The 23,582-nt window shown below is 43.4% G+C and carries 19 protein-coding genes; 12 read left to right on the top strand and 7 right to left on the bottom strand.

The genetic code is table 11. The features are described from left to right. Nucleotides 1-15 precede the first annotated feature (15 nt). From ALT761_RS03955 to ALT761_RS03945, 3 genes are all read left to right on the top strand, one after another. Entirely contained in the window at nt 16-201 is a 186-nt protein-coding gene (locus ALT761_RS03955; RefSeq protein ID WP_129736707.1) for a hypothetical protein, read from the top strand. 261 nt (nt 202-462) lie between these two features. Beyond that, a complete protein-coding gene (locus ALT761_RS03950) occupies nt 463-3,519 on the top strand; it encodes a TonB-dependent receptor (RefSeq protein ID WP_129736705.1) in 3,057 nt (1,018 codons plus the stop codon). Nucleotides 3,520-3,581: 62 nt separating this feature from the next. After that, nucleotides 3,582-5,081, top strand: coding sequence for a tryptophan halogenase family protein (locus ALT761_RS03945; RefSeq protein ID WP_129736703.1), 1,500 nt, complete (start codon nt 3,582-3,584; stop codon nt 5,079-5,081). Nucleotides 5,082-5,127: 46 nt separating this feature from the next. Here ALT761_RS03945 and ALT761_RS03940 read toward each other — a convergent pair whose 3' ends face one another. Then, on the bottom strand, nt 5,128-6,171 hold the full coding sequence (locus ALT761_RS03940; RefSeq protein ID WP_232043530.1) for a helix-turn-helix domain-containing protein: 1,044 nt from the start codon (nt 6,169-6,171) through the stop codon (nt 5,128-5,130). A 390-nt stretch (nt 6,172-6,561) separates the two neighbouring features. Between ALT761_RS03940 and ALT761_RS03935 the strand changes: the two genes are divergently transcribed. Beyond that, nucleotides 6,562-8,298: a glycoside hydrolase family 9 protein gene (locus ALT761_RS03935; protein ID WP_172602841.1), complete on the top strand. Its 1,737-nt coding sequence runs from the start codon at nt 6,562-6,564 to the stop codon at nt 8,296-8,298. 97 nt (nt 8,299-8,395) lie between these two features. On the opposite strand, the gene xylA is transcribed toward ALT761_RS03935, so the two are convergent. Beyond that, complete coding sequence (gene xylA, locus ALT761_RS03930; RefSeq protein WP_129736697.1) at nt 8,396-9,715, bottom strand: xylose isomerase; 1,320 nt, start codon at nt 9,713-9,715, stop codon at nt 8,396-8,398. 60 nt (nt 9,716-9,775) lie between these two features. Beyond that, nucleotides 9,776-11,236 carry a xylulokinase gene (gene xylB, locus ALT761_RS03925; protein WP_129736695.1) on the bottom strand — a complete coding sequence of 487 codons (1,461 nt, stop codon included), beginning with the start codon at nt 11,234-11,236 and terminating at the stop codon, nt 9,776-9,778. Between the two features lie 172 nt (nt 11,237-11,408). Between xylB and ALT761_RS03920 the strand changes: the two genes are divergently transcribed. From ALT761_RS03920 to ALT761_RS03890, 7 genes are all read left to right on the top strand, one after another. Next, nucleotides 11,409-12,623 carry a XylR family transcriptional regulator gene (locus tag ALT761_RS03920; RefSeq protein WP_129736693.1) on the top strand — a complete coding sequence of 405 codons (1,215 nt, stop codon included), beginning with the start codon at nt 11,409-11,411 and terminating at the stop codon, nt 12,621-12,623. A 32-nt stretch (nt 12,624-12,655) separates the two neighbouring features. Further along, nucleotides 12,656-14,074, top strand: coding sequence for a sugar porter family MFS transporter (locus tag ALT761_RS03915; RefSeq protein ID WP_129736691.1), 1,419 nt, complete (start codon nt 12,656-12,658; stop codon nt 14,072-14,074). A gap of 236 nt (nt 14,075-14,310) precedes the next feature. Then, entirely contained in the window at nt 14,311-15,558 is a 1,248-nt protein-coding gene (locus ALT761_RS03910) for a hypothetical protein (protein WP_129736689.1), read from the top strand. Between the two features lie 8 nt (nt 15,559-15,566). Beyond that, complete coding sequence (locus ALT761_RS03905; RefSeq protein ID WP_129736687.1) at nt 15,567-16,010, top strand: hypothetical protein; 444 nt, start codon at nt 15,567-15,569, stop codon at nt 16,008-16,010. Next, entirely contained in the window at nt 16,003-17,607 is a 1,605-nt protein-coding gene (locus ALT761_RS03900) for a sensor domain-containing diguanylate cyclase (RefSeq protein WP_129736685.1), read from the top strand. Before ALT761_RS03905 ends, ALT761_RS03900 begins: the two co-directional genes overlap by 8 nt. Before the next feature lie 372 nt (nt 17,608-17,979). After that, a complete protein-coding gene (gene trhA / locus ALT761_RS03895; protein WP_129736683.1) occupies nt 17,980-18,615 on the top strand; it encodes a PAQR family membrane homeostasis protein TrhA in 636 nt (211 codons plus the stop codon). Further along, a complete protein-coding gene (locus ALT761_RS03890) occupies nt 18,612-19,127 on the top strand; it encodes a hypothetical protein (protein WP_129736681.1) in 516 nt (171 codons plus the stop codon). Before trhA ends, ALT761_RS03890 begins: the two co-directional genes overlap by 4 nt. Nucleotides 19,128-19,151: 24 nt before the next feature. On the opposite strand, the gene ALT761_RS03885 is transcribed toward ALT761_RS03890, so the two are convergent. The 4 genes from ALT761_RS03885 to ALT761_RS03870 form a co-directional block, all read right to left on the bottom strand. Then, nucleotides 19,152-20,063, bottom strand: a complete 912-nt coding sequence (locus ALT761_RS03885) for a hypothetical protein (protein ID WP_129736679.1) — start codon at nt 20,061-20,063, stop codon at nt 19,152-19,154. 16 nt (nt 20,064-20,079) lie between these two features. After that, a complete protein-coding gene (locus ALT761_RS03880; protein ID WP_129736677.1) occupies nt 20,080-20,790 on the bottom strand; it encodes a hypothetical protein in 711 nt (236 codons plus the stop codon). Beyond that, the gene (locus tag ALT761_RS03875; protein ID WP_129736675.1) at nt 20,791-21,321 is read right to left on the bottom strand and encodes an RNA polymerase sigma factor; all 531 of its coding nucleotides are present in this window, start codon (nt 21,319-21,321) and stop codon (nt 20,791-20,793) included. A gap of 93 nt (nt 21,322-21,414) precedes the next feature. Beyond that, nucleotides 21,415-22,323 (bottom strand): hydrogen peroxide-inducible genes activator, encoded by a 909-nt coding sequence (locus ALT761_RS03870; protein ID WP_129736673.1) that lies wholly within the window; start codon nt 22,321-22,323, stop codon nt 21,415-21,417. A 200-nt stretch (nt 22,324-22,523) separates the two neighbouring features. Here ALT761_RS03870 and ALT761_RS03865 point away from each other — a divergent pair, with 200 nt between their 5' ends. Next, nucleotides 22,524-23,522, top strand: coding sequence for a universal stress protein (locus ALT761_RS03865; RefSeq protein ID WP_129736671.1), 999 nt, complete (start codon nt 22,524-22,526; stop codon nt 23,520-23,522). The last annotated feature ends 60 nt before the right edge of the window (nt 23,523-23,582 follow it).

The following is a 23,582-nucleotide window of genomic DNA, read 5'->3' as shown; positions in this document are numbered from 1 at the left end:
GAATGTAAATGTCTCATGTCTTTCCTATGGGACGGTTACGCTAACCGTTTGAAAGGGAAAAATCGTCAAAACAAAGTTACTTTGGTGTATTTGAACGTTAGCGTCATTTCAGATCAATGGGAAAGGGCACTGACAAAATCTACAACGCCCAATATGGTTAGCAACCTCAACAAAACTGCTACCTCTACCACATTAAGATGATAACAAAATGTAACAAATACATTTATTTATTGCCCACACCATCCTTAAGTCGCGTTCATTTATACGTTTTTCACAACTTTGAACTATTTTTTTAACCCATTATAATCAACAACTTGAAATTAAAACCCAGTTTTTTAATGAAACCTACCGTTCAAATTAGTCGTTCACATCTACGTTGGGCGAAATGTTGTATTTATGTTGTTATTTTTAAATGGAGATTAAACGCTTTGGTGTTTACTAGAAATATGACTAGGGAAAAAAATGAAAACACACAATAAATCAACGATAACTAATATAGTGAGAAAGCCTAGCTTTAAACTCTCACTTGTTTCTAGCGCTCTCTTAAGTACGCTATTAGCTTTTCAACCCCAGCACGCCCTTGCGCAATCAAATTTACCCTCAGAGGACATTAAAAAAAGCCAAACTGACGAAAATACAGAAGACCTTGAAGTCATTGAGGTGCGAGGAATAAAGGAAAACTTAGCAGACGCACAGTTGCTTAAGCGCTACGGTGATACCTTCCTTGATGCTATCTCAGCAAAAGATATCGGTGCATTGCCTGACAGGAGTGTGTTAGAGGCTATTGTCCGATTGCCTGGTGTTTCCATCGAACGTTTTGCAGGCGCCAACGATCCAGACCATTTCGGCGTTGAAGGAAGTGGCGTTGTGGTGAGAGGATTGACCCACACGAGAAGTGAATTTAATGGTCGCGATACCTTTACCGCCGACTCAGGAAGAGGACTTAGTTTTCAGGATGTTCCTCCTGAATTAATGGGCGGTGTCGAACTATATAAGAATCAATCTGCAGAAATGATTGAGGGAGGTATTGCGGGTACCGTAAATTTAATCACTCGCAAGCCCTTTGATAGCGACAAGCGTATTTTAGCCTTTTCTGCGGATGCCACTTATAGCGATTTTATAGAAAAAACTACGCCTACCTTTTCTGCGTTATATTCGGATGTGTTTGAAAGTGACTACGGCAAATGGGGTTTATTACTAAACTTTTCAGATTCCACCCTTAAAGCGCAATCAGACGGTACCCAGGTCGGTCGATTTGAAGCACAAAACCAGTTAATTGACGGCGAAAGTGTGATGGTACCTCGCACTACACGGTTAACCCGAAAACAAGACCTTAGAGAGCGTCAGGGGCTAGCAGCAGCGCTACAATGGGAAAACGTAGACGACACTATACTCGCCACTGCACAGTTTATCCGGTCAGATTCCTCACTGTCGTGGACAGAACGTGCCATTGAATTGGCAGACGATGCCATTATTAATGACTTTGTCCCAGCAGAAGGTACAACATTTGATATCGACGAGCAGGGGCTGTTCGAATCGGGGTTAATTACGTCTAACGCAGGTTGGAGAGGTAATGATGCCGAGCGCCAGCCTGGCGGTATTTTCGGTGCTCAACACGCGATGATTACACGCGCCAGAGAGCAACATTCTGTGGTTGATGATATTGGATTAAATGTACGGTATCGCCCCAATGATGAGTGGGCATTTAGCGCAGACTTACAATACGTAGAGTCAACGTCAGATATTGTTGATTTCTCGGTAATGGGCGCCACACGAGCCGTGGTTGGAATCAACAATAACGGAGACAGCACCCCTGATATATTCCTAACCGACCCAGCTAACGCAGGCGACGAAACGCACTTCTCCAACCCTTACAATTATTTTTGGCGCAGTGCGATGGACCATATTTCAGCCAACGAGGGTGATGAAACCGCAATAGCGTTAGATGCAAAATATACCTTCGAAGATGGGCTATTTACTTCTATGAAAGTAGGAACCCGCTACGCAAAAAGGCAACAGACCACCCGCCAATCCACCTTTAACTGGGGATGGTTGTCAGAAGCTTGGGCGGGCAACGGCAATGCTTGGTTCGATGCGCAAGGTGATGAGCTTGGCGCGGGCCTAGGTGACTTATACGAGGCCGTTTCATTCCAAGACTTCGCAAGAGGTGGTGTATTAACAACATCAGGCGGGAATACCTTTCTTTTCCCTAAAGAGTCTGTCGCTGATAACTACCGTGATGCTGAGTCTACGTTCGCTAGCCTTTCTCCAGGTTGGGTAGCCTTAGCAAGTAGACCAGGTACCATAGGCGATTTCTTACCAAATGAAATTAATGAGACGACCGAAACAAATAACGCATTTTTTGTTCAAGGTAATTTTGAGGGGGAGGTAAAATCGCTCTTTTTCAGCGGTAACATTGGGGTTCGCTACGTTAAAATTGAGAATGAAACAGATGGGTTTATTACATTCCCCGATAATCTAGCGGTTCAAGATGATGATCCTGAAAACTTTTTACCGTCTGACCAAGCGGCATTCGGTAATGCTGCTTCAAGAGAACAAACGGCAGTTAGTGATTACAGTAAATTATTGCCAAGCTTCAATCTAAAATTAAATTTAAATGACGATATGCTGCTGCGTTTTGGTTATTCCAAAGCCATTGCTCTTCCTGATCTTGGAAACCTACGTAATTTCGTCGAAATACAGGGCGATAATTTACAGATTGAATATTCAGGTGAAGGCGATGATAGAGAAATAACCAGTGCGCAATACCAACGCTATACCGCGAAATCTGGCAACCCTTTTCTTAAGCCGATGGAAGCTAATAACTTCGACTTCGCCTTTGAATGGTATTTTCCAGAAACCGTTGGCTCGTTTACCACATCATTCTTTTATAAAGATTTAAGTAACTACTTTATCAACGGCTCCACCGACCGCGTATACGAAAATAACGGCGTGTCGCAAATTGTTCAAGTTGATGGCGCAACCAATGGCGATGAAGGTAGCGTTCAAGGTGTGGAGATTGCTTATCAGCAGTTTTTCGATTTTTTACCCGGCGCCTGGAGTGGTTTAGGACTGCAATTTAACTATACCTATGTGGAAGATGAAGGCTCACCCAACCCAGGGTTATCGCCAGACAAACCAGACTCTTCTGAAGGTGAAGGCATCGCGTTTGATAACTTACCGCTTGAAGGGCTTTCCAAAGACAATGTGAATATTGTTGCTATGTATGAGAAAAACGGCTTTAACGCCCGCTTGGCTTATAATTGGCGCTCTGAATACCTGTTAACCACGAAAGATGTCATCACTCAGCTTCCCATTTTTAATGAAGCAAATGGGCAGCTTGATGGTTCGTTCTTTTACCGCTTCTCAGACAACATAGAGTTGGGTTTGCAGGGCACGAATTTAAGCAATACGGTCACACGTACCTCTATGCAAGTTGATGCAGAAGGGAATCAAGTGGGCCGGTCGTGGTTTGTTAACGATCGCCGAATAAGTTTGGTCGCCAAAGGGACTTTTTAAAGTTTTGAGAACAAACCAGGCATGCCACAGAAGTGGCATGTCTTTAATACAAAGAGGAAGTTATGTCTCAATCAATGTCTATAAAGTCTATCGTGATTGTAGGCGGTGGGTCTGCAGGCTGGATGACCGCAGCGACCCTCAGCAAGGTCTTAGATCTATCAAAATGTAATGTCACACTTATCGAAAGCGAGGACATTAGAGGGGTTTCTGTGGGCGAGGCGACCATCCCTCAAATCACTTTATTCAACCGAATTTTGGGTATTGATGAAACTGACTTTATCCGTGCAACTAACGCGACGTATAAGCTTGGTATCGAATTTAAAGACTGGAAGCATCAAGGTCACGCCTATTTTCATCCTTTCGGTTCGTTTGGTATCAACATGGAAGCATTACCATTTCATCATTTTTGGCTTAAGCGCTTTAACGAAGGTGCTGGTGGCGATCTTTGTTCGTATTCCATTGAAGCAATGGCCGCTAAAAGTGGGCGATTTGGCAAGGTTAAAGCACAAAGCAATTCCCCCCTCGCCAATATGAGTTATGCATATCATTTCGACAGTACCTTATACGCTAATTTTTTACGCGACTTTGCAGTAAAGCGTGGAGTTCGGCATGTTAATGGCAAAGTTGAAGCGGTTTCAAAACACCTCAATGGTCATATCAATACGCTAACGCTGCAAGATGGGCAGTGTATTGACGGTGAGTTTTACATTGACTGTAGTGGCTTTCGAAGTTTGCTACTGGAAAAAGAAATGGGTGCGACGTTTAACGATTGGAGCGATCTATTGCCCTGTGATAGTGCCATTGCTATCCCATGTAAATCTGCCGATAGCATGTTAAAACCTTACACACAATCTTCAGCGAAAGCGGCAGGCTGGACATGGCGAATTCCTTTGCAACATCGAATTGGTAATGGCTATGTGTACTCGAGTAAATTTACTGAAAAAGATGTCGTGCTAGATGAGCTCATGGCGCAATTGGAGGGAGAACCTCTAGCGGAGCCAAACTTTTTAGCCTGGAAGACAGGAATGCGTCCTCAAAGTTGGATTAACAATTGTTTAGGCATAGGGCTATCAGCGGGGTTCATTGAGCCGCTAGAGTCTACTGGTTTACATTTAATTCAATCGGCGATAGCAAGGTTGATGACACTCTTTCCTGACAATCGGTTTTGTCAAAGCGACATCGATATGTACAACCGCCAGACGGAAAAAGAGTTTGAACAGATAAGAGACTTTATCGTGTTGCACTATGTTTTGACAGAAAGAAACGATAGCGAATTTTGGCGATACTGTCGCAACATCCCATTAAGTGAATCGTTAACGCAAAAAATGCAATTATACAAAGATTCAGGTCGTATTTTTCGCATAGACAATGAGTTATTTAACGAAACATCGTGGCTTGCTGTGATGCATGGGCAAGGGTTACGAAGTGAAGGGTATCACCCGTTAGTGGATAGAATGAGTACATCACTGATTGATGAACGACTTACCCATATCGCGAGTGTGATCGATAAGTCAGCGTCTGTACTTCCCGAACACGCACAATTTATCGCACAACTAGGTTAAACGTAGCGTTATTAGCCATGTTGTTAAGCGGCAAAATTATTGCCGCTTATTCCCAGTAGTCTTTCCGGTACTGGGTGGGTGTTTTCTCTGTTAACTTCTTAAAGAAAGTATTAAATGTGGCTTTACTGTTAAAGCCCGCAGCATCCATTATGTCTAACATTGTCGCGCGGCGGTTCGACTCGCTTTCTAATAGTAATTTACTCTCTTCAATTCGGTAGTGATTAATAAATTCGAAAAAGTTTTTATTAAAATGATGATTAATAATATGAGAGAGAACCCGAGGAGGGATATCTAATTGGTTTGCCAGATTTTCCAATGTAAGAAGATGGTTCAAATAAGGTTTATTTAAATGCATGTAACGGGTAATTTTATCCACCTGCCGAAGGTCTATTTTCGCTTTTTCTTTTGTGGCCGCGGGGGTAAGTTTACTGTCAATCCCGCGAAATATGGTGGAATAACCGGCACTAAAGAAGATTAGTCCAGTTATCATTAACAAAACCGCATAATTTGAACTTAGACCTATAAACTCATGGTCGATATAGAGCCCCAACTCATACGCAGAAACAATGGCAAGCGCAGTCATTACGGCAATAACTCTAACAACTAAAAAGCCTATAACTAGCGCTTTTAACCACGTCAGATCCACACTTTCAGTTTCTGCAACTTGCTGTTTAAGCTGCTTCTGATAGCGGTTTAGTTCCATTAGGCACAACACACCGCAGGCCACACGAAAAGTTTCACGAAACAGATATATTGCCCGTTCTACGAATGGCGTATTGGCTATAGTATCACCCTGTAAGGCGGCAATTTTCACGGCCTCTTCTTCAAGCCACCAATTGTTCGCAAAATAGATGGCATAAACCAGGAAAGGCAGTAAGAAAAGCAGGTCGTAGCGTCTGAACTCGTAGTCTTTGTATATTAGACTTCGAATGTAGAAAAGTAATAATGGCGCTTCAATCCAGTACGCCAGCCCGAATGAGTAAAAAAGGTTTGGTGAAAAAGACAATGCGATAGAGCGAAACACCTCGCCAAAATTAATCAGATTGTCTAACGGAATTGCCGCTTGTGAAAGTAAAAAGGCGGCGAGCAAAAAATGTGTTTTCCTTTTTCCGCGCTTGAGTGTTATTAAAAAAAGAGCAAATAACAGGCACTGAAAAACAGTGAACAGTAAGACGAGATCATGAATGTTAAATAAAACAGCTTTCATTAATAACCAAACACTTTTTTATTGTTTTATAACGTGTTCAATAACGTGACGCAAGAAGCGAATTGACTTAAATTGTGTAAATAGAATGTTTTTTCTTCGTCATCAATTAAACCTGTCTATATTCGTTTAAATACACGTATTAAGCGTTTATTTAAACGCTTAGCGCTTTTAGAAAGACGACCTTTCTGTGTATTTTGACAAAAATATAACAACTTAAACCACATAACATTAGGGTCTCAAATGTATCGCTTTTTGTCAGTTAGTTCGCGCGTTATGAACCGAACCTTTTTTCTTTTGCTACTAGCCGGTCTAACTAGCTTGTTCATAAATGGATGTTCAGATGAGAGTGGCAAAGCTAAATTTCAACATGCTCGCTCAGAAAAGCCATTGAGTATTAAACTCAATCAGGTGGGATACCTACCTAATGGGAAAAAGCATGCACTTGTACCAACGTCAGCATCAGGCAAATTTTCAATAAAGCACTCAACGAGCGATGAAGTTGTCTATCAAGGAGAGTTGGAAGTCACTAGCTCGTGGGAACTTAGCAATGACCCATCATTAAGCTTAGCCAGTTTTAATGACTTTGATGAACTTGGAGAGTTTTACTTAGACGTTGAAGGTGTACCGCCCTCTCTGCCTTTTACAATAAGCCCAACTATTTATGATGACGCTCATCGCGCGGCATTAAAGTCGTATTACTTTAATCGCTCTGGAACGGCATTAAGTGAAGAATACGCTGGGCAATGGAAGCGACCGGCTGGTCATCCGGATACGCAAGTGAGTGTGCACTCCTCTGCTACCACCGCTTCAATGGATACTCTTAGTAATCTGGCCTCTGAAAAGGGCTGGTATGACGCAGGCGACTACGGAAAATATATTGTTAATGCTGGCATTGCGACTTATACGTTACTTGCCGCTTACGAGCACTACCCTCAATACTATGAAACGGTAGACATCGCGATCCCAGAATCAAACGACGGGGTTGCCGATTTACTAAACGAAGTACGTTGGAATCTAGACTGGATGGCCAGTATGCAGCGCCACGACGGTGCCGTTTTTCATAAGCTCACTACGCTAGAATGGGCGGGTATTGAAATGCCCCACGAAGATAATGCGCAGCGGTTTATGATTGGTGTATCCACAAGTGCAACGTTAGATTTCGCCGCCACAATGGCAATGGCGAGCCGTATTTACAAAGACCTAGCACCCGATGTGGCCAACCAATGGTTGCAAAAGGCGGAATTAGCGTGGCAATGGGCGACCCTCAACCCTGATGTTCGCTATGTACAACCTGACGATGTTCAAAGTGGCGAGTATGGCGATGACCAATTCGACGACGAATTTTTCTGGGCGGCGTCCGAGTTATACATCGCCACAGGAAATACCCGTTACCTTAGTCAAATTGAAAATAGTGAAATCAATTTTGGTGTATCGGGATGGGCTGATGTCGAAACATTAGGCCTGATTTCATTGTTGAAAAATGCGCAGGACAAGCTGTCGGCTTCACAGTTTAGTAAGCTAGAATCTGCTTTTGTCGCACTGGCTGAGAAAATTACCGAGCAGGTATCCACCTCACCTTATTTAGTGCCAATGCAAACAGATGACTTTGTGTGGGGAAGTAATAGCGTGCTTCTCAATAAAGCCTTTATTCTTTTAGCTGCATACGAAATCAACGGCACTGCAAAATATAAAGATGCAGTCTACGACAGTATTTCTTATATCTTTGGCATGAACCCAACCGGATACAGCTTCGTTACGGGATATGGAAGCCTCACGCCTATGGCGCCCCATCACCGAATTTCGGCAAGTGATGACGTGATAGCACCTGTACCCGGCATGCTAGTTGGAGGCCCACATGCTGGGCGTCAAGATGAATGCGATTATCCTTATCCTGCACCAGCAGACTCTTACATTGACGATTGGTGCAGCTTTTCTACTAATGAAATTGCTATAAATTGGAACGCCCCCTTGGTTTATGTGTTAGGTGCTGTTAACGCTTTATCACAGTAAACCTGCATAGTGATACCTAAATCAAACTAAACTCGCGCGTTATCGATAGAGCAAAAAAAAGCTGCCATTGGCAGCTTTTTTATTTCTTCACATGCGTTTATTTATAAATAATTTGGTTTACGTAGTTCTCCAGCCCCTCTTGTTTTCCAGAGACCGGCTTAGGCTCTAAACCATTAGCTCGCGCATGCTCAGCTAGGGATTCTAAAGACATATTACCTTCTAAAATCTTCTGACCCACTGTTGACCCCCATCCAGCATAACGACTTTCCACATTCTGTGAGAGCACGTCATTGGAAAGCATTTCAAATGCTTTCTTTAAACCCAACGCACAGGTATCCATTCCACCTATATGACCTAAGAACAGATCTTCTGCATCCAAACTTTGGCGTCGTAACTTGGTATCGAAGTTAAAGCCGCCCGATGTGTAGCCACCATTTTTCAATATTTCATAGCAAATGAGGGTCATTTCTTCTACCGAATTAGGAAATTGATCGGTATCCCACCCTAATTGCGCGTCACCACGGTTCGCATCAATAGAACCAAAAATACCTAGCGCAAAAGCTGTCGCTATTTCGTGATGGAAAGAATGTCCAGAGAGCGTGGCATGATTCGCTTCAATATTTACCGCAAACTCTTTCTCTAAACCAAACTCTTTTAAGAAGCCATAAACAGTTGCTGTATCGTAGTCGTATTGGTGCTTAGTAGGCTCTTGCGGTTTCGGCTCAATTAACAATAATCCGTCAAAGCCTATTTTGTATTTATGCTCTACTACCATATTCATGAAGCGTCCAAATTGCTGGCGCTCTCGTTTTAAATCCGTGTTTAAAAGCGTTTCATAGCCCTCTCGTCCACCCCACAAAACATAATTCTCACCACCAAGCGCCTTCGTTGCGTTCATGGCGTGATAAACTTGGGTCGCGGCACGAGTGAATATTTCAGGGTTCGGGTTTGTCGCAGCGCCAGACATGTAACGTGGGTGACTAAATACATTGGCCGTGCCCCAAAGCAACTTCATACCAGTCTCTTCTTGCTTACGTGCAAGTACATCCGTCATTTCTGAAAGATTGCGAATGTAATCGTTAACTGAATTGCCTTCAGGTGCAACATCAATATCATGAAAGCAATAGAATGGCGCGCCTAGCTTTTCAAAAAAGGAAAAGGCCACATCGGCTTTTTGTTTGGCTCGCTCCATAGGATCACCGGCAGCAAGCCAAGGTCTATTAAAAGTACCAGCACCAAATACATCGGCACCATCCCAACAGAAATTATGCCAGTAGCACGCCGCGAACCGCAGGTGCTCTTCCATGGTTTTCCCACCTATCTCTTCTTTCGGATTATAGTGTTTGAAGGCAAGAGGATTAGTCGATTCCGCACCCTCATATTTTATGGTAGGGATGTTTTCGAAATAGTTATTCATGGTTTTTCCTTTTTCTAAAATACGTGATAAATGACGTAGGCTTTGAGCTCGCGTGCGTTGCTACGAGAAGAAAGGCTCTACTGCGTAATAGAGCTCTCGAAACTGCTGGCGCTTAATAAGGTATTTATTGTGAATGTCTTTCTGAGGGCGGTAAGACGCTTCAAGAGGCGGCTTAAAACAAACATCACTTGGCACTAACTGAGGGTTAGCAGCAAGCTTGGCTAATCGCGCGGCTCCCAAGGCTGGCCCTACATCGCCGCCCTCTCGATACTCTAAGGCGTAGCCACTGATGTCACTGAGAAGCTGTCGCCAGAATATGCTTTTAGCGCCCCCACCGATAAGGCTAATCGACGTTGTCGTCACGCCACTTTGATGTACGGCATCAATGCCATCTGCAAGCGCCATTGATACCCCTTCAACAACAGCGCGAGCCATGTTCACACGGCGAGTCGATGCTGACACACCAAAAAAAGCGGCTTTTGCGGAAGGGTTATTGTGGGGTGTTCTTTCACCCGTTAAGTAGGGTAAAAACAAAGGGGTTTCTGGATCTAAATGGGTGGTGTTGGCTTGAATATCTTGCATCATTTCGGCTACGTCTTTGTAACCGCTTTGCAGACAATACCATTCTAAACAACTTGCGGCACTGAGCATGACGGACATCATATGCCACCTGTCAGGCAATGCATGACAAAAGCTATGAACCGCTTGTGCAGTATTCACTGAAAACCTGTCGGTAACAGCGAAATAGACTCCTGAGGTACCCAGGGACAACATGGCGTGTCCAGGCTCGAAAATACCACAGCCTATCGCGCCAGCAGCATTATCTCCTGCGCCACCAGCAATCACGACATCATGCATTCCCCAACGCTCAGCCAGTGAAGCTTTTAGCGTGCCAGTAACTTCACATCCTTCAAAGAGCGCGGGCATATTATCAACACTAAGACCACATGCGGCTAATAGCACGTCATCCCATTGGCGCGTTTCAGTATTCAACCACATAGTGCCGGCAGCATCAGACATATCAGATGCAAACACGCCACTCAGTTGATACCTTAAAAAATCTTTGGGTAGCAAAACTTTACTTACTTTCTCAAATACCTCGGGCTCATATTTTTTAACCCAAAGTAGCTTGGGTGCGGTGAACCCCGCCATAATGAGGTTACCTGTGCGCATAGCTGAATCAGGAACGGCCTTACCTAGCTCCTCACACTCGGCAGCACAGCGTCCATCGTTCCACAAAATTGCCGGCCTTAGTACGTTCCCTGACTCGTCTAGCAGCGTTGCTCCATGCATTTGGCCACTTAAACCTATCGATTTAACGTTGGACAATTCATTCTGTTCAGATAGCTCATCTAAACAATCACACGTTGCCTTCCACCACTCGCCAGCATCTTGTTCGGACCACAACGGCTTAGGCATGGATACGTTAAGCGGCCTGCTTGCTGAGACATGAATGGCCCCCAGCTCATCCATTAACACTGTTTTTACACTGGATGTGCCTAAATCTATTCCTAAGTACATAGTCTTTCCGCGGTTATAAGAGGCTATGTCTTAAATATTGATTACTAAAAGCGTCAATATCAATTATGAAATTTTGTAATCGTTTTGTTAATTACCACTTACTCGTTTAGTATATTTAAAACCAATAAACGTAATAGGCTTTACGCAATTTGTTTATATTCAGGAATTAACTATGGTTGAAAAAGCGCACAGTATTACGCTGCTTTTGAATGCAAGTAAGGTATTTGATAGGCAAATAATTGAAGGTATCGGTAGCTACCTGCAAGCATCAAATGCCGATTGGGATCTGTATTTAGAAGAAGACTTTTTAACTCGTCTTGAGCATTTTGATGAGTGGAGCGGCGACGGCGTTATTGCAGACTTTGACAACCCCGCTATTGAGCAAGCGCTGAGTAACACTAAAATACCAGTAGTAGCGATAGGCGGTTCTTATCAAAATGAGGCTAGCTACCCAAATGTGCCCTATGTGGCGACAGACAATTACGCTTTAGTGGAAGCCGCTTTCAATCATTTACGGCAGAAAGGAATTGAGAGATTTGCTTTCTACGGCTCACCTGTTGGCAAAGCGCAAAGATGGGCACAAGAAAGAGAGCAAGCCATGCTGTCGCTTGCGACACATTATGGCTATGAATGTTATGTCTATCGAGGTCATGCGGTTAGAGCCGAAACGTGGCAATACTCTCAGAAGCGCTTAACCGATTGGCTTAAAAGTTTGCCCTCTCCCACAGGTATAGTGGCAGTGACAGATTCTCGCGCGCGCCACCTTCTTCAAGCATGCGATCACTTAGGCTTTCTTATTCCAGAAAGGTTTGCCGTGATAGGTATTGATGACGATGAACTAACACGCTTTTTAAGCCGAGTGAGCTTAACGTCTGTACGACAAGGTAGTTTGGAGATGGGGTATCAGGCAGCAAGGTTACTGCACAAGCAATTAAACGGCACCGCAATGAAAAGCAAACAATTGCTAGTCCCCCCTGTAACGGTAGCAGAACGACAGTCTACTGATTTCAAAGCGATTAAAGATCCACTTGTAATGCAAGCTTCTCATTTCATTCACATGAATGCGTGTAAGGGAATTAAAGTAGATCAAGTGTTAGATCATGTAGGCATCTCGAGATCTAACTTGGAATCGCGATTTCGGGAAGAAAGAGGCCATAGTATTCATACAGAAATACACAACGAAAAACTAAACCGCGCATGCCAGATGCTCAAAGAAACTGATGCCAATAGTGGTGATATAGCCAAGCGTTGCGGCTATCCGTCGGTGCAGTATATGTATGCTTTGTTTCGAAAGCACTTTGATAAAACGCCCATTGAATACCGTCAAGATTCAAAGCCCAACCATTTTGAAAATGAGCCAAGCTCATCAGTCATAAAAGCCAGTTGATATCGGAACCTTACCTTTAAGAGAATAATAATATGGACACTACAACAAAAACTGACCTGCCTAATGAAGCCTCGGGGAACGGCTTCGTTTTATTTATTACTATCGTGGCTACCATCGGAGGCTTTTTATTTGGATTCGATAGCGGCGTAATTAATGGAACTGTAGAAGGGCTAAGCGAAGCGTTCCAATCAGAAAGTGTCGGTACAGGATTTAATGTATCCAGCATGCTACTTGGGTGTGCAGTAGGTGCTTTTTTTGCTGGTCGTTTAGCCGATAGGTACGGAAGGAAGTCACTACTCCTGGTGGCCGCAATCTTTTTCCTGCTTAGCGCATGGGGCTCAGGTATAGCAGGCAGCGGATCGGAATTCGTTGTATTTCGTATTATTGGAGGCCTTGCGGTTGGGGCGGCGTCGGTAATGGCACCAGCTTATATTGCAGAGATCGCACCCGCGAAGTATCGCGGCATGCTAGCATCCATTCAACAAATAGCCATTATCAGCGGCTTGTTCGCTGCTTTTCTAAGTAACTATTTTCTTGCTGACTATGCGTCAGGTTCTACACAGGTGCTTTGGCTAAATTTTGAAGCGTGGCGTTGGATGTTCTGGATGGAAGTCATCCCAGCATTGCTGTTTTTCCTCATGCTACTTTTTATACCAGAAAGCCCTCGCTTTTTAGTGGTTAAGAAAAAAACAGATAAAGCGAGTGAAGTATTGGGCAAACTTTATGGCGCTAATGGGCAAAAGAAACTGGCCGAAATTGCAGCGTCTTTGTCTCAAGATCATAAACCGCAATTAAAAGATCTTATTGATAAAAACTCTGGAAAAGTAAGATCAATTGTTTGGATAGGGATTGGGTTGGCTGCACTTCAGCAGTTAGTTGGGATCAACGTTGTATTCTATTACGGTGCCGTATTGTGGCAAGCCGTGGGCTTTTCAGAAGCAGATGCATTACTCATTAATGTGATAAGCGGAGCGATCAGCATCGCGGCATGTGTTGTGGCGCTATCTATTATCGACAAGATTGGAAGAAAACCATTGCTAAAATGGGGCTCTATAGGCATGACAGTGTCACTCGCCGTGGTAACGTTAGCGTTCCTAAACTCAGAACAACATGTTGATGGCACGCTAGCTTTAAATGAATGGGGGCCTGTTGCACTCGTTGCTGCCAATCTTTATGTATTCTGCTTCAACTTCTCTTGGGGGCCCGTAATGTGGGTAATGCTAGGCGAAATGTTCCCAAACCAGTTAAGAGGTTCTGGCTTGGCCGTAAGTGGTTTAGTACAGTGGTTTACTAATTTTGTTATCACATGGTCTTTCCCACTGCTCCTTGCAGGAATAGGCCTTGCGGGCGCTTACGGGCTGTATGCTTTCTTTGCCTTGCTTTCTATCGGCTTCGTACTTCGCTATGTGTATGAAACTAAAGGCTTAGAATTAGAAGAAATGAAGGGCTAATTCCCCTTATCTATATATTTTCTTCTCTTCGAAGGAGCAATGCGCGTTACTGGTAAGTTAATACGCATTATTAAGTATAATCACAATCACAATTTGAAGTAAGTTAAGTAGGGAAAAACGGCTGATTTATCAGTCGTTTTTTTTTGTTTCTTTACTATGCTTATAATAGTCAAAATTCAAAAATATAAACGTTTGTCACAGTTATCAAGACCAGACTACGAAGCAGGTACTCATAAATGATAAAAAAGCAGTTTTCTCTCATTGTGGTAATGATGAGCTTGCTGACAACTTTTAGCGTTTTAGCTGAACAAGACAAGCTAAAAGTAAGTGGGTTTGCCACCTTAGCTTCGGCAACCGCTGACACTCGTAATCATCAGTTTCGCACCGATCGTTCACAAAAAGAGATAGCTAAAAAAGACGGTTTTGCCTTTAAGCCTTTGAGTTTAATCGGCGTGCAGTTCGACTACAGTTTTTCACGGAACCTCGATTTTGTTGGGCAATTTGTTTATCGAGAGCAGGATGAACAAAACCTAGGCTCAATCACGCAGATGGCCTTTTTAAGATATGACATCACTCCTTCGTGGCAAGTAAGAGCCGGGAGACTCGCCGCCGATATCTTTCACTTTAGTGATACCAGAGACGTATCAATTGCCTATCCTTGGGTGAAAGTGCCTACAGAGGTTTATGGTATTGTCCCAGCCAGAAGTTTTGATGGGGCGGATATCAGCTACCTTAAACCTTACCGCGATTTTAACCTACTAATTAAAGCCTTCTGGGGCCAAGGAGAAAGTGATTTTACTAGAAATGATTATAGCCCGATAACCTTTAATGATTTGCGCTCAGTAGGCATTGAGTTTGTAGCATTTGATTGGAGCATTGCATTTAAACACACTCAAACCGAAGCAAAAAATGATAATGGAGACACCGCGTTCGTGGCGACGTCGGTTGCGCAACTGCAACCGTTTTGGAATGGTGCCACCACTTTTGCAGACTCATTGAGTTTACGCGGTGCAACTATCCAATACACCTCTGTTTATCTAAATCGCTATCTTGGCGACTGGGAAATATCTGGCGAGCTATCACATATTGATTCTGACTCAATTGCATTAAGGCACTCTTTAAATGGATTTGTGAATCTAAGTTATCTCTATGGTGCACATACCTTCTACGCTTTATATTCATTTGCAAAAACAGACGCTTATTACCTTAGCCAAGAACAGCCAGGCTTTCCGATTAATGCAAGTACATCCGAATTAGCCACCTACGTGGAGGAAGTCGCCAGTACGTTGGCACATCATCAGCATTCATTCTCCTTAGGCTGGCGGTGGGATTTAAAAGAAAACCTCGCGTTTAAAGTACAACTTGAGCGAACCGATATAGAAGCAAGAGGTAGTGGCCTGAGAGCCCGTGAGGGGCTAGTTGTTGATGATGAAGATGATAACGTGGCGCATACCCTGTTTCTTGCTCTAAGTTATAGTTTTTAGGGGCTGATATGAAATTTTATAGCCCCATCCCCCTCATCCTTACTGCGCTGATAGCATTACACAGCGTCTCTTGCTTTGCGTACACGTCAGAGAAGATTGTTGTCGTTACAAATCAGAAAAATGACGTGGAAGTACTGGATAAAAAAGGCTTAATTAATCTATTTATGGGCAAGTACTCTGCGTTTCCTAATGGTAAACAAGCGACGCCCATCGACATTGAAGTTGAGGCTAAACTTAAAGCAGAATTTTACGAAGCATTAGTCGGTTTACCCCCTGCTCGCGTGAATGCCTATTGGTCTAGGTTAAAATTTTCAGGTCGCGTTAAACCGCCTGAAATCGAACTGACAATAGATGATGTTAAGCAGCGACTTGAAGAGGATGAGTCCGCTTTAGCTTATGTTTACGAGTCTTATGTTACCGACAAGATGAAGGTAGTGTATCGTTTTGATTAATATTCGTGGTCTAGGTTTTCGTTTTGCACTTTTCTTGGTGGCTGCCGCCATGTTGGTAGTGTTAACTACCGCAGAGTTTTTTTACCGCGCCACATACGAGAACGAGCTTGATGAAGCAAACCACGATATCGAAGAACTTTATCGAACAGTTGGTGCAACCGCGTCCATAGCGGCATTTTTAGAAGAAGAGGATTTAGCCAAAGAAGCGATAAATGGATTGGTTAAAAGTGACAAAATTCTCGCGGCGTCTATCAAAAGTGACGCTCTGTATTATCAGCTCAACGTTACCGATGCGATTAACAAAAACATAGAACCTCGGGTATTTCTAGTCCGACACCCTTTCATACCAGAAGAAGCATTAGCTGAGGTCAACATATACCCAAACTTTGACCATATTATCCATCAAGCCGAGAAAATAAGTAACGACAATAGTTATTCACTGTACGTAGAAGCGCTTGTTGTGGGTATTGTTGCCTTAGTCATTACTTACTACATCATTATTTCCCCCATGCTTCGTGTAGGACGTTCACTGCATGAAATTACCCCAGGCACAGCGCAGCGTATTGCTGTGCCTGAATACCACACTGACAGTGAAATTGGTGCTTTTGTACATGATACCAATCAGCTATTAAGTAAAGTCGAAGAGCAGTTCTCCCAAGAAAGGCAATTAAGAGAAGAAATTGAGTTTTTGGAAAAGCGCTTTAGGATGCTTTTTGAAAATGCGAAGTCGGCCACGGTGTTAATGACTGAAAGTGGAATAATAGAACTTAGGAATAAAGCTTTTATAGATCTTGTTGTAAAAATTGGCCTTGAAGAAAAACAGGACTACGGAGAACTGTTAGAAGAGTTATTTGAAAACCCTGCTGCAATAAAAACCTCACTGCTAGAAGCGTTTTCTCGTAACGAGTTTGCCACTGGCGAATTTAAACTAAAGTCAGGGATTAATAAAACCGCCATTTGGGTTCAATTGATTGCCAGCCCGTTGATGACTGAAGAGGGCGAGCGTTTTTATCAAATAACCTTCAATGATATTTCAACTCGAAAACGTGAACTGCAAAATCTGGCACTGCAAGCGGACTTCGACTCACTAACTGGCATATACAATCGAAATGGTGGTGAAAAGCTCATTGCTAAGTTGATGAATAAAGGCCATCACTTTGCACTCGCGTTAATTGACCTGAACGGCTTTAAAGCCGTAAATGATATTTTCGGTCACGATGCGGGCGATGAAGTACTTATCTTCGTATCTGAACAATTAAGAGACAAAATCCGTAAAGTTGATGTGGCAGTGCGCTGGGGGGGCGATGAATTTGTACTGCTTTTACAGGCCGAAGACGAAAAGGCGGTTGAAACAGTCATAATAAAGGTGAATGAAGGAATTAAGCAGCCGTTTTATTTTAATGATGATACCACCCCCACTGTTGTCTCTATGAGCGTGGGTGTTGCTTTTTACCCTCGCATGAGTCGCAACATGAATACCTTAATAAAGTTAGCAGATATCGCCATGTATAAAGCTAAGCAGAATAAAGTCGCGGCACCCGATGATTATCTGATGTTTGCCGAACCTGAAGGGTTAGATAGCAGCAACAATCAGTAATAATAAACCTACTTAAGTTTCTTACCTTACCCTCATTGATACTCCAGCCCACCAAATATCTGGCTCAAATGTTCGCTTCAAGTAACTAGCCTCAATACCTAACCAAGACGCTACATTCAACATTTACTGATTGTCATTCAAATGCACAAACGCAATGAAATAAGTGGCGAATATTTTTTTAGTATCAAAAAATACTTAAAATCACGTTTTCATTAACGTGCAATTTAAAATTGTAATACTCGCCGATTACGCATCTGTTATACTTGAGCGAACAAGTGTACGCTGAAAGCGCGTGTGCTATACGAATGATAAACGCTTAGGTGCAAAAAGTATCAGTTCGGCCGCTAGATGAAAGCAGAGTTGGAGGAAATCATGACAAACATTACGGCAAAAGCCTATTCAGTACTTGAAGAATGGCTTAATAGTATTAGTCACGGTGTTGGTTTTATTGCTGCCATTGTAGGCATGGTATTTCTGCTCTACCGTGCAGATAACACACTAACCATTACTGCCGGTACGATATATGGCGCTACCCTCATTCTTATGTTTTTGAGCTCTACCCTTTATCATGCAACATCACACCATAGGGCAAAGGGCTGGTTAAAGCTATTCGACCACAGCGCAATATATTTACTGATAGCAGGTACTTACACACCTTTATTATTAGTGTCGATTGGAGGCGTGCTTGGTATTACCATGACGGCGGTAATTTGGTGTTTAGCAATAGGTGGCGTTGCCTTTAAACTTGTTGCTAAGCACCGCTTTCCCAAAGTATCCGTAATGACCTACCTATTGATGGGGTGGATTGCCATTGGGCTTATTTACCCGTTGTATGTTGCGCTACCAGGGGCGGGTTTGTGGTTACTGGTCGCGGGTGGTTTATGCTTTAGCCTTGGGGTGTGTTTTTATGTGGCGAAAAAGGTAAAATACACCCATGCTATTTGGCATGTGTTCGTATTAGGCGGGTGCAGCTGTCATTATTTCTCAATATATTATTATGTGGTATGAATAAAAACGAATCATCATCTGTATCCCAAGGTGCTAATCGCCAAACGTCTCTTGCGTGGTTTTCACTTAGCGCTGGCAAAATCTGTCTGGGGCAAAAACCGACATCAGACACCTATGCAAGATTAAAAGGGTTGGGTGTGACTCACCTTGCTACGGTACAAACTGGAGAGGAAGACGCCCCTATTATTCGCGATGGTGCTAAAGCAGCCGGGTTAGAATGGATATGGCTGCCTTTTTTACACCCTTCAGCAGACTCACCTACCGATGATGTTCACTTGCATCAATATCTGCACGAACTGTCACAGATGCTAACTGAAGGCGCCAGTGTATACTTACACTGTGATGGTTCACAGCATCGCTGTAGCTTACTGTTTTATGCCCTATGTCATTATTGCCGCGTGCCTTCAAACAGTGCGTACAGTGCATTACATAGCTTTGGGGCAAGTTCGGCAAATGGGTTGTCGCGGGGTGAACTACAATGGGCGGCAGAGCTCGGTCATACCGCCCCTTAGTGAGCGCTGGTTGTGAAAGTACAGCTAGAACGTATAAATAGTAGCGCTGGTTAATAGCGCTTCGGCGTCAATCCGCTCTTGCACGCACGATTTTATTTCGGCTTTACTGAATACATAAATTCGGTCGTGCTTGTTGTTGTCATCACCGTATTCAAAGTCTTTTAATATCATGCTGACGTGCTCTCCTTCAGGCAGCCCTCTAAGTCCTGCGCCAAATCGGCAAAATGTGCTGCCAATACTGGCTTCAAAATTAGCCAAAAATGAACGATAGGCTTGCTGACGACTTTCTTTTTGCTTAGCTAGTTTCGCTTGCCGCTCACCTTCTAATTGACGCACCTCTTCTTCGAGCTCTGCTGACTGTGCACTTATAGACGCTAAAGACGATTCAAGTTCCTGCATTTCTTTTTCAAGCGCTTCTTTTCTATCGTCATCAGCTTGTCTTAACTCAAAAGACATATCGCGCTTGCGGCGTTCTAGCTCGCGAGTTTCCCACGCTAATTCTCTAGAGCGAGAGCGGATATCACGGATTTGATCATTGTTATCTTCAAAAACCTCGGCAATTCGACGGCTTGCTTCGCCTGCGAAATCTTCCCATTCACGGCTTAGCTCAAAAACAATACCACCACCTTCTGGGGCAACCGGCGCTGCTGGAGGGGTTGGCATTCCTTCCACCATAGTTTCTATATCGTGGATCCAATCAGCACTTTTACCGCGTACAGACACAGTGAACACTGCCCCCTGCCCCGCTAGATAGCTGCTTTCTAGTCGCGATACTCGCCACCCTTTTGGGTTGGCGTTTTGGCGAAAAGCGGTATTCATTACGCCCGACATAATTTCCAATTCGTCTGACAAAGACGCATAAGAAGTGGCATTACTTTGGGCAAAGGTTAACGTACTAATACTGGTTAGTAAGCAAAGAGATAATAGTCTTTTCATAAGGGCTACCTATTGGTTATTCGTCTTTCAAAGACACTGAGTTCGAGTTGGGAAGCACAGCGCTATACCCCATACCTATGCCATCAATTTCATCTTGTAATTTACTGAACTGACGGGCGTAAAATCGCTGATCATCAATGCGCTGATCGTTAATAAATTGAAGTAACTCAGCAAAGTCTTGCTTACGAGCCTCTCGACTAGAGGTCAATAAATACTGAGTGATTTCGGCACTCGTTTGTTGTTGCTGTGCTGCAAGTGATTGTGCATATTCTTTAAACAACACTTGATTCGCTTCTTGGTACATTTCCCGCTGCTGTTTTACTTGCACACGTACTTGTTCTTCAACCAAGCTCGATAGCTGCTCGGCATCTACATTGCTTGGTGTTTGGGCTGTTAATAACTTCCCATTATCTTTATTGGGCAGACCCGTAAATACCAATACAATGGCAACCGCAGATAGTGCACAAGCCAGTGCGGGGAAGCCTTGCCACTGAAACCAACTCGATTTATTTTTTGCTGGAAATAGCTGTGTTTTATTCCAATCAGGTACTGGGGGTGCAACAAAATCACTGGCACTCCCTGCCAGGACACTGGCATTATCAACCGCCGCGGCAAATACGCTATCTTGTGCGTATTTTTTAGAAAATATAGCTTTCTGTTCTTGGGTAAGGCTGTTATTTACCCACGCGATAATCAATGCTTCATTGGTATGGTCAGGTTGATTCATTTATTCCAACTCCAACTTTAATTTGGTTAGTGCGCTATACAAACGCGACTTGGCGGTATTAACCGAAATATCCATTTGCTCAGCAATTTCTTCAAAAGTGAACTGTCCAAAAAATTTCAGCTCCACCACAGCTTTTTGCGCTAAGGGCAAAGCTTGCATAGCTTGCGTTACCGCCCGACTCTGACGGTCGCTAGTAAGCTGCATTTCAGGACATGATGTTTCACATAAAGGCGCTGGAATATCATCAATATCAGTAAACGCTTTTCGCTTTCGGTACAGCTCCATACATCGACAATGGGCTATTCGATACAGCCAGCTTTTAAATGTGCCGTCGCCGCGATAATTCGCCAGGCTTCGATAAACCGAGACAAAAATATCCTGCATCAAATCAGAGGCGTCATGGCTATTTCCGGTCATGCGGATACCGTATTGGTACATGGCCGTTTCATAGCGCGAAATAAGCGTGAACCACGCTTTTCTGTTGCCTTTTAATGCTTGTTGTACGAGCTTTTCATCCCGTTTTATGAACACTGCGTTCCCCGCGATATAGGTGTTTTTTTATATTCCCTACTCTTACAGTCGAGGCAGTGGGCGAAAAAGTTTGAAACTTTTTCGCCAAAAACGTTATTTAAGGGTGGGAACAGGTAGAAGAGGAGAGATGATTTCGCCAATACGACGGAACAATTGCATACGCGTGGTGCCTGAACGCCACACTAAACCTATTTCTCTAAAGCCTTGCTCTTCGGCGGCAAAACTTTTTAAGTTGGTATGTGCCAAGATAGATTGGTTAATGGCAAGCTCGGGTAAGAAGGTATAACCCATTTTACTGTTTGCTAGCTGAACCAAAGTGTACAAGCTGCTGGCAGCTACAGAGCTTATTTGCTCGCTGTGCTGAAGGTTACATGCACTAACCGCGTGGCCGGTCATACAGTGCTCTTGTTGCAGTAAGAAAATACTCTTCTTGGGTAAAGAAGAAATATCGACAGGATCGGGCAATTTGTCAGCCATTTCCTCATGGGCCACAAGATGGAAAGGGTCGTGCCCCAATACCATTTGCTTACACCCTGGCGTTTCCATCGGTAACGCTAAAATAAGTAAGTCTAAACGCCCATCTATTAATTGCTGAAGTAGCTTTTCTGTAGTGTCTTCTTGCATCTCTACGTTGATGTCAGGCAAGAAGGCGTTAAATGCGCCCAGCATGCCTTCAAACAAAAATGGCGCGATGGTGGGAATGACACCTAGCTTCAGTGTACCCCGTTGCCAATTTCCTGCATTTTGTGCGTATTCCACCAGCTCACCGGCTTCTTGCAGCAGTAATTTGCTTCGTTCAACAATATCTAACCCCAGTGAAGTAAACACAAATGTCTTGTGTTCTCGCTCCAACAACTGGCTACCAAAATGTTCTTCTAGATTTTGAATTGCCGTGCTCAATGTAGATTGGCTTACATTACAGCGCTGGGCAGCGCGGTGAAAATGCTGCTCTTGATATAGGGTAACTAGGTAATGTAAGTGTTTGAGATTAGGCCACTTCATAACGACTCTTTACTGATTAGAAAATTAGGTTTTAATCTAGCACAAAGATTACAAAATACCCAATAAGAATACGGTTATGACCCTTTTATGAAATCGCTCTTGGTTATGATGTAAATCATGCTTTCAAGGTAGCAAGCGCGCAAATCAAGCGTTAGGATGAAGTATAAGAACGTATAGCGCCTCAATAGCTAAGGATTTCTATGGACAGTCATTTTACTAATATTTTATGTGTACTCAGTGACTCACATCGCCAAGACGATGTGGTGGCTCAGGCCATTCATATTGCAAAAAGCAATCAAGCATCACTAACCATTATGCTTACCTTAGAAGCCCTGCCCCCTAATGCAAATATGGTAATGGAGTCATTTGCTTATATCGACTCACACCAATCTATGGAGTCTCAGGCAAGAAATTGGCTTACCGAGCAGGAAGAAACTTGGTCGAAAGAGTACCCCGTGCAAACCGTGGTTAAAATTGGACACCCACTGATTGATATTGTAACCGGCGTGCTAAGACACCATTACGACTTGGTTATTAAACGAAGCGAAGAAGGTTTTTTAGACCGCCTATTTGGCGGGTTAGATATTCGCCTATTTCGCAAATGCCCCTGCCCGGTTTGGGTATTAAGTAAGAAAAACCGTAGCCAATATAAAAACGTGGTGGCGGCACTCGATTTAAATTATCACTACCCTAAACACGAAATCTCAGTTCGCAAAAAGCTAAATTTAGATATATTGCGCCATGCTGCCCGCATCGCCATGTTGGAGTTTGCACAGCTTCATATTGTGCATGTTTTTGATGCAGTCCCGGAGAACATCGTTCGGGATGGTTTTATTAGCGTAGATAACGACCAAATGGAAACCGATCTTGCAAAAATTCATGACGAAAGAGAGCAAGCCCTCGAGTCGCTATTAAGCGAATTAGAAAGTGAACTAGCCCCTGATATTATCGACTTCTTGCAACCTGAAAAGCATATTGTGCATGGTTATCCTCGTAGAGAGATAGCGGCTACCACAAAATCACTCAATACTGATGTTATTGTGATGGGTACCGTGGCCCGTATTGGCGTTCCAGGCTTTATTATGGGCGGTACGGCAGAGGAGACTATTCAACAACTTAACTGCGCGGTGGTAGGCATTAAACCCGAGGGGTTTGACTCACCCATCAAACTTGATAAATCTGAACAGGTTGAAGAGTAGCGAATACACAAAGTGCGGACTTCCGCACTATTCAAATATACAAGTTATAAAAAACAAAAA

Origin of the sequence: Alteromonas sp. 76-1 (assembly GCF_900654235.1) — a bacterium.
GTDB lineage: Bacteria > Pseudomonadota > Gammaproteobacteria > Enterobacterales > Alteromonadaceae > Alteromonas > Alteromonas naphthalenivorans.
The sequence above is the reverse complement of the archived record's forward strand: the minus strand, read 5'-3'. Positions and strand labels throughout refer to the sequence as shown.